The 9,524-nt window shown below is 74.7% G+C and carries 10 protein-coding genes; 5 read left to right on the forward strand and 5 right to left on the reverse strand.

The window, feature by feature from the left end; all coding sequences use genetic code 11:
• Positions 1 to 1,686, reverse strand: a 1,686-nt coding sequence (locus tag AC1DUQ_RS11125) for a DNA polymerase Y family protein (RefSeq protein ID WP_477073798.1), incomplete at its 3' end; no start/stop codon positions are given.
• Positions 1,683 to 2,477 (reverse strand): hypothetical protein, encoded by a 795-nt coding sequence (locus tag AC1DUQ_RS11130; protein ID WP_477073799.1) that lies wholly within the window; start codon positions 2,475 to 2,477, stop codon positions 1,683 to 1,685. The genes AC1DUQ_RS11130 and AC1DUQ_RS11125, both read right to left, overlap by 4 nt.
• 191 nt (positions 2,478 to 2,668) lie before the next feature.
• Between AC1DUQ_RS11130 and AC1DUQ_RS11135 the strand changes: the two genes are divergently transcribed.
• Genes AC1DUQ_RS11135 through AC1DUQ_RS11155 form a run of 5 tightly spaced genes read left to right on the forward strand, consistent with a single transcriptional unit; the run spans position 2,669 to position 6,756 of the window.
• Entirely contained in the window at positions 2,669 to 3,337 is a 669-nt protein-coding gene (locus tag AC1DUQ_RS11135) for a Pr6Pr family membrane protein (protein ID WP_477062831.1), read from the forward strand.
• A gap of 7 nt (positions 3,338 to 3,344) precedes the next feature.
• The gene (locus tag AC1DUQ_RS11140; RefSeq protein ID WP_477062830.1) at positions 3,345 to 3,869 is read left to right on the forward strand and encodes a YbhB/YbcL family Raf kinase inhibitor-like protein; all 525 of its coding nucleotides are present in this window, start codon (positions 3,345 to 3,347) and stop codon (positions 3,867 to 3,869) included.
• 20 nt (positions 3,870 to 3,889) lie between these two features.
• The gene (locus AC1DUQ_RS11145) at positions 3,890 to 4,432 is read left to right on the forward strand and encodes a YbaK/EbsC family protein (protein WP_477062829.1); all 543 of its coding nucleotides are present in this window, start codon (positions 3,890 to 3,892) and stop codon (positions 4,430 to 4,432) included.
• A gap of 54 nt (positions 4,433 to 4,486) precedes the next feature.
• Positions 4,487 to 5,794 (forward strand): Fic family protein, encoded by a 1,308-nt coding sequence (locus AC1DUQ_RS11150; protein ID WP_477062828.1) that lies wholly within the window; start codon positions 4,487 to 4,489, stop codon positions 5,792 to 5,794.
• A gap of 29 nt (positions 5,795 to 5,823) precedes the next feature.
• Positions 5,824 to 6,756, forward strand: coding sequence for an alpha/beta hydrolase (locus tag AC1DUQ_RS11155; protein ID WP_477062827.1), 933 nt, complete (start codon positions 5,824 to 5,826; stop codon positions 6,754 to 6,756).
• Between the two features lies 1 nt (position 6,757).
• On the opposite strand, the gene AC1DUQ_RS11160 is transcribed toward AC1DUQ_RS11155, so the two are convergent.
• From AC1DUQ_RS11160 to AC1DUQ_RS11170, 3 genes are all read right to left on the reverse strand, one after another.
• Positions 6,758 to 7,582 carry a TrmH family RNA methyltransferase gene (locus tag AC1DUQ_RS11160; protein ID WP_477073800.1) on the reverse strand — a complete coding sequence of 275 codons (825 nt, stop codon included), beginning with the start codon at positions 7,580 to 7,582 and terminating at the stop codon, positions 6,758 to 6,760.
• Positions 7,583 to 7,586: 4 nt separating this feature from the next.
• Positions 7,587 to 8,822 carry an endo-1,4-beta-xylanase gene (locus tag AC1DUQ_RS11165; RefSeq protein ID WP_477062825.1) on the reverse strand — a complete coding sequence of 412 codons (1,236 nt, stop codon included), beginning with the start codon at positions 8,820 to 8,822 and terminating at the stop codon, positions 7,587 to 7,589.
• A gap of 27 nt (positions 8,823 to 8,849) precedes the next feature.
• Positions 8,850 to 9,524, reverse strand: a 675-nt coding sequence (locus AC1DUQ_RS11170; protein ID WP_477073801.1) for an MFS transporter, incomplete at its 5' end; no start/stop codon positions are given.

The following is a 9,524-nucleotide window of genomic DNA, read 5'->3' on the forward strand; positions in this document are numbered from 1 at the left end:
GGCGGCGGCGGACCGCGCCCGCTCGACAGCGACGTCCCACGGCTCGGCCCGACGACGCCCACGTGACGCGTCCACGGGTGCCTCGCGCCCATGCGGGGCACCCCTGCGCCGGTCTGGGCGTGCCACACGGTCGTCGTCGAACTCCCGCGGCAGCCACCGCACCCACGCCGGCTCCCTGCTCATCCCGCTGCGCACGTCGAGCACCACGGGTTCCCCGCTGGCGTCGCGCACGTCCACCCGGTCGGGCGGGTCCAGCACGGTGGCCGGCGCCGGATCGGGCAGCCGCCCGGGCCAGGGCCGGTCCACCGGCCGCGCCGGCTCGGTCTGCTCGCCCCACGGCTGCAGGTGCACCTGGTCGCGCACGTCCCGGCCGCCCTGCAGCGTCGCGACGAGGATCCCCGACCCCCCGACGATCCCCTGCACCCGGTCGAGCGCTCGGTGCGCACGCAGGTCACCGCCCGACGGTCCGCCCCACAGCCGCCCCTGCTCGGCGCCCGCGGAGGCGACGTCCAGAGCGGTGATCGCGAGGTGGACCAGGGTGACCGGGCGGGACTCGTCGTCGGGCCACGGATTGGTCGGCAGGTCATCGTGCGCCCACGGGTCACGCCCCGACGCGACGGCGTCCCGCGCCGTCCGCGAGCGGGCGCGGGCGGCGGGGTCGTCGGCCGCCCGGCTCCGCGCGGTCTCGATCGCGCTCGACGCCAGCCAGCCCTCCAGCTGCCACCGGATGCGGTCGGTGATCCGGGCGGGGGTCAGCCCGCCCCAGCCGCCCAGGTCGGTCCGCCAGGTGCGCACCAGGTCGGTGCCCTCGTCGGTACGTGCCGCGATCTGCAGGCGGCCGCACGTCACGGAGTGCTGCATGAGCAGCGCGTGCAGCTCCTCGGCCAGGCGGCGACCGGCGAACGTCGCCGAGTCGACCCGGTCGAGCGGCGGGTCGAGGGCGGTGGCCACCTCGAGGTCGGCCTCCGGTCGACGCCGGGCGGGCGGGCGTTCGTCGTCGCCGCGTGCGAGCAGCTGCGCCCACGCGCCCAGCCGGCCGAAGCGGGCGTGCACGTCCGTGGGCGGCAGGGCGGCGAGCTGCCCGAGCTGCCGCAGCCCCAGGCGGTGCAGCAGGTCCACCAGCTGAGCCACCGCGGTGGCGGCCTCGTCGGTGACCGCCGCGTGCACCAGCTCGCTCATCGCCCGAGGCGCCAGGTACGCCGCCGACGCCCCCGCAGGCACCACCGCGCCGGTCCGGGTGGCCAGCACCGCGGCCAGCAGCCCGTCGGCCGTGCCCACCGCGCACTCGTGCCCCGACCCGGCCGCGACCGCGTCGATGAGCAGCTCCGCGAGCGCCTCCTCCGACCCGTGGTACCGGCTGGCCCCGCCCGCGGGCAGCAGCAGCATCCCGGCGCGGACCACCTCGATGCCCGCCACCACGGTCTCTGCCGCCGCCGCGACCGGCTCGAACAGCCGCACGTCCCGGGCGTCGTCCGCGGGCAGCAGCACCAGCTCGGGGCAGACCCCCTGCGCCTGCCGCCGCCGCATCCCCCGGCGCACCCCCTCCGCCCGGGCGAGCGCCGACACCGCGGTGAGCTGCCGCCCGTCGTGCACGGCGGTCGGCACGTGCGGCGGCACCTCCTCGGACGTCGCCGCGGCCACCACGGGCCAGTCCGGGACCCACAGGACGGTCGTGCGCGTGCTCATCCGACGAGCCTCAGGCTCGGTGCCGGCGCCTCGACCTGCGGCGCCGCGGTCGAACCGATCGGCAGGGTCAGGTCGAGCGCGCGCGGCACGGCGGCACTCCCCCGTCCTGTGCGGACCAGCCGGATCTCGTGTGTGCGCAAGCGCCCCTCGCCGGCGTCGACCCCCGTCCACCGGCCCGACTCGACCGTGAGCACCACGCCCGCGCCCGGCCAGTCGGCGGTGGACAGCAGCACCGACCCGCGGTCCCGGGCGCGCGCGGACAGCTTCCTGCGGTCCGCGTCCGTCAGGGCTGCCTCGGGACCGACCACCACCACGTCGACACCGTCGAGCAGCGCGGCCACCACGGTCGGGGCCTCGAGGCCGGGGCGCGGCACCACGGCCAGCCGGTCGAGCGACACCCCCGCCTGGGACGCGGCGAGCAGGCCGATGGTCGGCTGGCCGACGACGGCCGCCCACGCTCCGCCGGCGCACGCGTGGGCGAGCATGGCCAGCACCAGCGACGTCGATCCCGTGACCAYCGTGGTGCCTCCACGACGCAGCCCCTCGGGCAGGATCGGGGCCAGCGGCGGCGGGACCGCCATCGGGGGGCGCTCGCTGGTGATGATGCCGGCGGTGGGCTGCTCGACAGGCACGTCGGGCCGGTCGGGCACCAGGGCGACCACGGGGGCGGAGGGCTCCACGACTCCCCCGAGCGGCAGCACGCTGCGCGCCCCCGTGCGCTGCTCGGCGCGCGCGAGGGCGGCCCGTGCGRGCATGACCCGGTCCTCGCGCGACATGGTGTCGACGGACATTGCGGACCTCCCCTCGACCGGCCGATGAGAGGGTGCTCTCGAGACCTTCATCGAACATCTGTTCGAAGTATCTCAGTACACGCTGACACTCCCTGCACTGTCAATCCGCGGCGTGCCGAAGGGGTGATGGCGCAGGTCTCGGCTACGTTCTCGTCGCCCGGCAGCGTCGCCGGCGACCAGGAGGGCACGTCATGGGAGTCGTCGTCGGGATCTACCGCCTCGCACTGGCGGCGATCACGTTCCTCGCACTGTTCTGGGCGCCGAGCACCGGCGTGACGTTCGACCTCGAGGACTACGTCTACTTCACCAACCAGTCGAACCTGATGCTGGCCGTGGTGATGCTCTGGGGCGGCATCGCCGTGCTCGCCCGGCGTGCCGAGCCGCCGCCGTGGCTGTTCGGTGCGGTGACGCTCTTCCTGCTCATCACCGGGCTGGTCTCGTACCTGATCCTCGACCCCGCCCCTCCGGGCGAGGAGGTCATCGCCCTCGGGCTCACCCACGACCAGCTCGTGCACCGCCTGACGCCCATCGCGACGTTCGTGCACTTCCTGCTCCTGGTCCCGCACCGCCGCCTGCGCATCCGCACCGCCGCGTACTGGCTGCTCTACCCGGTGGCGTACTGCACGTTCAGCACGGTCCGCGGCCTGCTGAGCCCCACCAGCGACTACCCCTACGGCTTCGTCGACGTCGCGGAGCTGGGCTACGACGGGCTGGTGCTCAACGTGCTCATCTACGGCGTCGGGTTCTTCGTGCTGGGCCTCGTCCTGGTGGGCCTCGACCGGCTCCTGCCCGCGCGGGCGGTCCTCGGCCGGCACGAGCCCGCGCCGATCCCGCGCGCGCCGCTGGTCCCCGCGGAATGATGTCGCCATGCCCGTGAACCTCACCCGTCCCGTCGCGCCCGACCCCTACTCGCTGCTCCCGGCGGTCCCCGACTTCACGCTGACCAGCGACGACTTCCGGGCGGGCGAGCGCCTGCCGGACGTGCACACGAACACCGACGCAGGCAGCAACCTCTCACCGCAGCTGTCCTGGGAGGGCTTCCCCGACGCCACGCGGTCGTTCCTGATCAGCTGCTTCGACCCGGACGCGCCCGGCCCGGCCGGGTGGTGGCACTGGACCGTCGCGGACGTGCCCGCCACCACTACCTCGCTCGCCCGAGGCGCCGACCTGCCCGCGGGTGCGTTCGCCCTGCGCGGCGACGACGGCCAGGCCCGCTACGTCGGCGCCGCGCCCCCGCCGGGGGACCAGGTGCACCGCTACTTCTTCGTCGTGCACGCCCTCGACGTGCCCTCCCTCGGACTCGGCCCGGACGCCATGCCGGGCGCCGCGAACACCGCGGTCACCTTCCACACGCTCGCGCGGGCGGTCCTCGTCGGGACCTACCAGCAGTGACGCTCGGCACGCTGACCTGGGTGCGCGCGCTCGACCGCCCCGACCTGCTCGCCGTCCCCACGCTCGCGGCGATCGAGGCGTGGGCCGCGACCGACCCGACGGTGGCCGAGGCGGTGCTCGTCACGGAGATCGACCCCGACCTCGCGGACACCGCCGCACTGACCGAGGCCTACCAGCTGCCGCCTGCCGCATCGGCCAACTGCGTGCTCGTCGCGGGTCGGCGCGAGGGCGAGGAACGGGTGGCCGCAGCGGTCGTCCGGGCGACCACCCGTGCGGACGTGAACTCCACGGTCAAGCGGCTCCTCGACGTCCGCAAGGCGTCGTTCCTGCCCATGGACCGCGCGGTCGAGGAGTCGGGCATGGAGTACGGCGGCATCACCCCGCTCGGGCTGCCCGCCCGCTACCGCGTCCTGGTGGACGGTCGCGTCGCCGTGGACGATCCCGCGGCCGGGCCGACCGTGATCATCGGCAGCGGAGTACGCCGGTCGAAGATCGCGCTCCCCGGGGCGCTCCTGGCCCGAGCGCCGGGCGTGGGCGTCATCGAGGGCCTCGCCCTAGCATAAACTTTCTTCGAGTAGCATCGGAGGCAAGTTTACGACGCCGTCGGGGAGGTGGGCATGGGCACCTACGTCACGCAGCAGTGGACACCACGCGCGACCGACGGGGTCCCTCGCCGGTTCACCCGCTCGGGCAGCTACCAGGCGTTTGTCCCCGACTCGCTGCTCGGCCTCGACGTGCACCTCGACGCCGGCACGACGGAGCTCCTCGACGAGGCGGAGAGCCGCGCCCGGGAGGCGGCCGACCTCGCCGCGCACGCCGGCCTCGGGCAGATCGGCGACCTGCTGGTCCGCTCGGAAGCGGCCGCGTCCTCCCTCATCGAGGGGTACGAGCCGACGCCTCGCGCGGTGGCCGTCGCGGACTTCGTGGCGCGCGGCCGCGAGTCCGCCGTCACCGTCGCCCGCACTCTGCACGCGGTGCGGGAGTCGGTGGAGCGCGCTCTGGACCCCGACGTGTCGCTCGTGTGGGACGCCGTAGAGCTCCAGAGGCTGATCGCACCGCGGCACGCGGGCGTCCGCACCGAACCGGTGTGGATCGGCGGCCGGACCCCCCTCGAGGCGCACTACAACGCGCCTCCGCACGAGCTCGTCCCCGGTCTGCTCGACGACCTCGACGCCTACCTGGCGTCCCGTCGGCACCGCCCTGTCCTCGCTGCCGCCCTCGCGCACGCGCAGCTGGAGACCATCCACCCCTTCGCCGACGGCAACGGCCGCGCCGGCCGGGTCCTCATCGGGACCGTCCTGGCCCGCTACGGCGTCGCGCCGCGGATCACCCTGCCCGTCAGCACCGCGCTGTTCCGCGACCGCGAGCGCTACTACGCCGCGCTCGACACCTACCGCCGCGGCGACCAGGGCGCCGCGATCGTGACGGTCGTCGCCGAGGCGGTCGTCGCGGCGGCCGCCGACGCGCTCGCCCTCTCGGGTCAGGTGACGGACTGGCAGAGCCGGCAGACCGACACCCTCGACGCCTACCTGCGGGACAGGTCGCCGACCGGCCGCGTCCGGCGCGGCGTCGCGCACCGCGTGGTCGCCGACCTCCCCACACACCCCGTGCTCGACGCGGCGTCCGTGGCGGCCCGGTACGAGATCACCGGCGTCGCGGCGCGCAACGCCCTCGACTCCCTCGCCGCGGCGGGGGTGCTGCGCACCGACAGGAAGGCCGACCGCACCCGCACCGTCTACGTCGCCACGGAGCTGCTCGACCTCGTCGCGGAACCGGGGATCGCCCCCGACGCGGAGCCGGGGAACGCCGTCGACCTCCCCGTGGCGGCCCCCGAGCACGAGGCAGAGACCGCGTGCGGCGCCTGGCTCCCCCGCGCCGGTCGAGCCTGCCGCCTGCCGCGCGGCCATCAGGGCCAGCACCGCTGACGTCAGCGCCTCTCGCTAGGGTGCGCGGCATGAGCCGGACCACCCACCGCGTCATCAGGGACAGGACCGTGTGTCGCGCGCACGGGATCGCGGGCGTGCTGGCACGGCCGGCAGCGGGCGCCGAGCGTGCCGTCGTGGTGATCGGCGGGTCCGAGGGCGGGATGCACGAACGGGACGCCGTCGCGCTCGCCGAGGAGGGCTTCGTCGCGCTCGCCCTGGCCTACTTCGGTGCGCCGGGGGTGCCGAACACGCTCGTCGACGTGCCGCTCGAGTACTTCACCCGGGCGATCGACCTGCTCGAGGCGCAGGGGTTCGGACCGGGCTCGATCGGGCTGCTCGGCGGCTCCCGCGGCGGCGAGGCAGCGCTCCTGGTGGGCAGCCGCGACGAGCGGGTCGGGTCGGTGGTCAGCGTCGTCGGCAGCGGGGTCGTCACCGCCGGCATCGACTACGACGCGGGTCGGCTGGACCGGATCCTGCGGTCGTCGGGCCCGGCCTGGACCGTGGTCGGCGAGCCGCTGCCGTTCCTGCCGTACGCGGTCACGCCCGAGCTCCAGGAGGCGATCGAGCGCCACGACCCGATCGCGCTGCGCAACGGGTTCGCCCCGCTCCCGACGGACCCCGACGAGCTGGAGCGCGTGAGCATCCCGGTCGAGCGCATCCGCGGCGGCGTCCTGCTGGTGGCCGCCGGCGACGACCAGATGTGGGACTCCCCGGCGTACCACCAGGTCGCCGCCGACCGCCTGGCCGAGCACCCCTATCCCTGGGCGAACGTCGTGCTCGACAGCGCCGGCCACATGATCGCCGGGCCGCCCGGTGGCATCGCGACGAGCCAAGGCCCCGGTCCGGGGGTCACGTTCCGCTACGGCGGCGACCCGGTGCTCACGGCGCACGCCCGGCGGGAGACGTGGGCGCGGACCATGGGCTTCCTGCGCTACACGCTGCCGCGCGACGACGTGGTGTGARTCAGGCCCGGGTCGCCCAGAACGCGACCGCAGCGGCCGCCGCGACGTTGAGCGAGTCCACGCCGCCGGCCATCGGGATCCGCACCACCAGGTCGGACTGCGCCACCGTCACCGGCTTGAGCCCGTGCCCCTCGGCCCCGAGCACCAGGGCGAGCCGCTCGGGCGGGTCGGCGACCAGCTCGTCGAGCGTGATCGAGTCGTCGGACAGGGCCAGCGCCGCGGTGACGAACCCGGCGTCGCGCAGCGCGGAGATGCCCTCGGGCCAGGGGTCGATCCGCGTCCAGGGCACCTGGAACACCGTGCCCATCGAGACGCGGACGGACCGGCGGTAGAGCGGGTCGGCGCACCGCGGCGTCACGAGCACGGCGTCCACGCCCAGCGCTGCCGCGGAGCGGAAGGCGGCGCCGACGTTGGTGTGGTCGACGATGTCCTCCAGCACGGCCACCCGCCGCGCTCCCGCAAGAAGGGTCGACACCGGCTCGAGCGGCGGCCGGTGCATCGCGGCGAGCGCTCCGCGGTGGACGTGGAACCCGGTGATCGCCTCGAGCACGGGCTCCTCGGCGACGTAGACGGGGACCTCGGTGTCGTCGGCCGGCAGGGTCGCCAGCAGCCGCTCCAGGTCCGGCAGCCAGCGCGGCGACAGCAGGACGGACCGCGGTCGGTGCCCGGCGGCGAGCGCGCGGCCGAGGACCGTGGAGCTCTCGGCGATGTAGAGGCCCTTGGCGGGCTCCTGCCGCGAGCGCAGCGCGACGTCGGTCAGCGAGACGTAGTCGGCGAGGCGCTCGTCGGCGGGGTCGGTGACGGGCTGGACGGAGGCGACGGGCACCCGCTCATCCTTCCAGCCGGACGACGACCTCCCCGTCGTCGAGATCGAAGGGCTGACCGTCGACGGTGTACACCCCGCGGAACCCGCTCACGGGCACACGCCCGGCGGAGTTCGTCCGCAGCGTCGTCGGCGCCAGCCACCACTCGTCCTTCACCAGGCGCCGCAGCGCGTCGTACGCGGGCTTGGGCGTGCCGTCCGCGCGCACGAGCCCGCCGGGCGCGCCCAGCCACGCGCCCTCGTCGGTGATCCCCCAGTACGTCGCCGCCTGCACCGCGGGGTGCCCGATCAGCGTCCGGTAGTGCCGCTCGACCTCGTCGGCCTGGCGCGCCTCACCCTCGGGCGTCGAGGGCCACGACGCGACCTGGTGGTCGTTGAGGTCCTCGATGTGCGCCGGCATGAGCTCGCCGGACAGCAGCGTGGTCTCGGTCAGGTGCAGCGGCAGGCCGAAGCGCGCGAACCTGTCGAGGGTCGCCAGCATCTTCTCCTCACCCCAGTACCCCTGGTGCATGTGGCTCTGCAGGCCGAGGGCGTCGACCTGGATCCCTGCCTCGAGCACGCCCTCGATGAGGCACTCGTACGCGGTCGACATGTCGAAGTCGTTCAGCAGCAGGGTCGCCGACGGGTTGGTCTGGCGGGCCGCGTCGAACGCCAGGCGGATCGTCGGGATGCGGCCGCGGTCCCACGCCAGCCGCGTCAGCCCGTTGGGCTCCTTGTCGAACACCGGCATGATCACGACCTCGTTGATCACGTCCCAGGTGTCGATCACCCCGGCGAAGTCCGCGACCTCACGACGGATCCGCGCGTCCTGGACGTCGGCGATCTCGTCGGTGCTCAGGTCGAGCAGCCACGGCGCGCATACGGTGTGCCACGCCAGCGGGTGTCCCTTGACGACCACGCCGCGGTCGGCGAACCAGCGCGCGGCGGTCAGCATCCGGGTGGTGTCCGGGTGGCCGCGCACCGGCTCGAAGCCGCCCCAGTAGAACGGCAGGGTCGCGGCGTTGAACACGTCGAGCCAGAGGTCCGCGAGCGCGGCGGCCGACGCGACCGACGCACCGCCGAACGCGGGCGGCGCGGCCGCTTCGCCCTCCCCGTTCGCGAGCGCGACGAAGTCGAAGCCGATGTTGCCGAAGAGGAACGCGTGCCGCTCCTGGGCGACAACGACGTCGGTGTCGGCGAGCGGGCGGCCGTCGGGGCCGAGGACGGTGACGACGGCGTCAGCGCGCCGGTGCTGGAAGGACATGGCGTAAGCCTGTCATGACCGAAATCGTTATCGATCCGCCGCGACATCCGGGACGGGCTCCACCACGGGCACAGGTTCGCCGCGGACCGCTCGTCCGCCCACCACAGCGCCGACCGCGCCCACCACTGCGACGACGGGCACCACAAGGAACGCCTGGTGCGTCCCGACGACGTCGGACAACGCCCCCAGGGCGAACGGCCCCACCCCGATCGCCAGACCCCCGACGAGCGTCGCGCGCGCCTGGGTCGCGTCGGCTCGCCCGGGGGCCGTCGCCAGCAGGAGCGCGATCGACAACGGGTAGGTGGCGCCGTACCCGAACCCCGCCACCACCAGCCCGGCCATCGCCACCCACGGCGTGGTCGCGGTCCAGAGGATCGCCCACCCGCCGATCGCCACGACGAACGCGACAGCGAGCAGCATGGCGGGCGGCACCCGGAGCGAGAGGGGCCCGACGACGAACCGGATCGCGGACATTCCCGCCACCAGCCCTGCGGTCGTCGCCGCAGCGATGCCCGCACCAGCACCGGTCTGTTCGATCACCAGGCCCGTCGCCCAGTACGTCGTGGCGAACTCCATCAGGATCGCGGCCACCAGCGTCACCAGGAAGCACCAGGCGGGAACCCTGCTCCCGGTCCTGACCCCGGGCTGCGGAGCGACCGCCGTGTCGGGGGCGTGTGGTGGTGTCATCGCCCCGCCCACCGG

It is taken from the genome of Cellulomonas sp. P4_B5_2 (assembly GCF_056402235.1).

Excerpts from the sequence above, each read along its gene's own strand:
- AC1DUQ_RS11165 (WP_477062825.1), bottom strand. The coding sequence starts at position 8,822 with ATGTCCTTCCAGCACCGGCGCGCTGACGCCGTCGTCACCGTCCTCGGC.
- AC1DUQ_RS11150 (WP_477062828.1), top strand. The coding sequence starts at position 4,487 with ATGGGCACCTACGTCACGCAGCAGTGGACACCACGCGCGACCGACGGG.
- AC1DUQ_RS11135 (WP_477062831.1), top strand. The coding sequence starts at position 2,669 with ATGGGAGTCGTCGTCGGGATCTACCGCCTCGCACTGGCGGCGATCACG.
- AC1DUQ_RS11140 (WP_477062830.1), top strand. The coding sequence starts at position 3,345 with ATGCCCGTGAACCTCACCCGTCCCGTCGCGCCCGACCCCTACTCGCTG.
- AC1DUQ_RS11155 (WP_477062827.1), top strand. The coding sequence starts at position 5,824 with ATGAGCCGGACCACCCACCGCGTCATCAGGGACAGGACCGTGTGTCGC.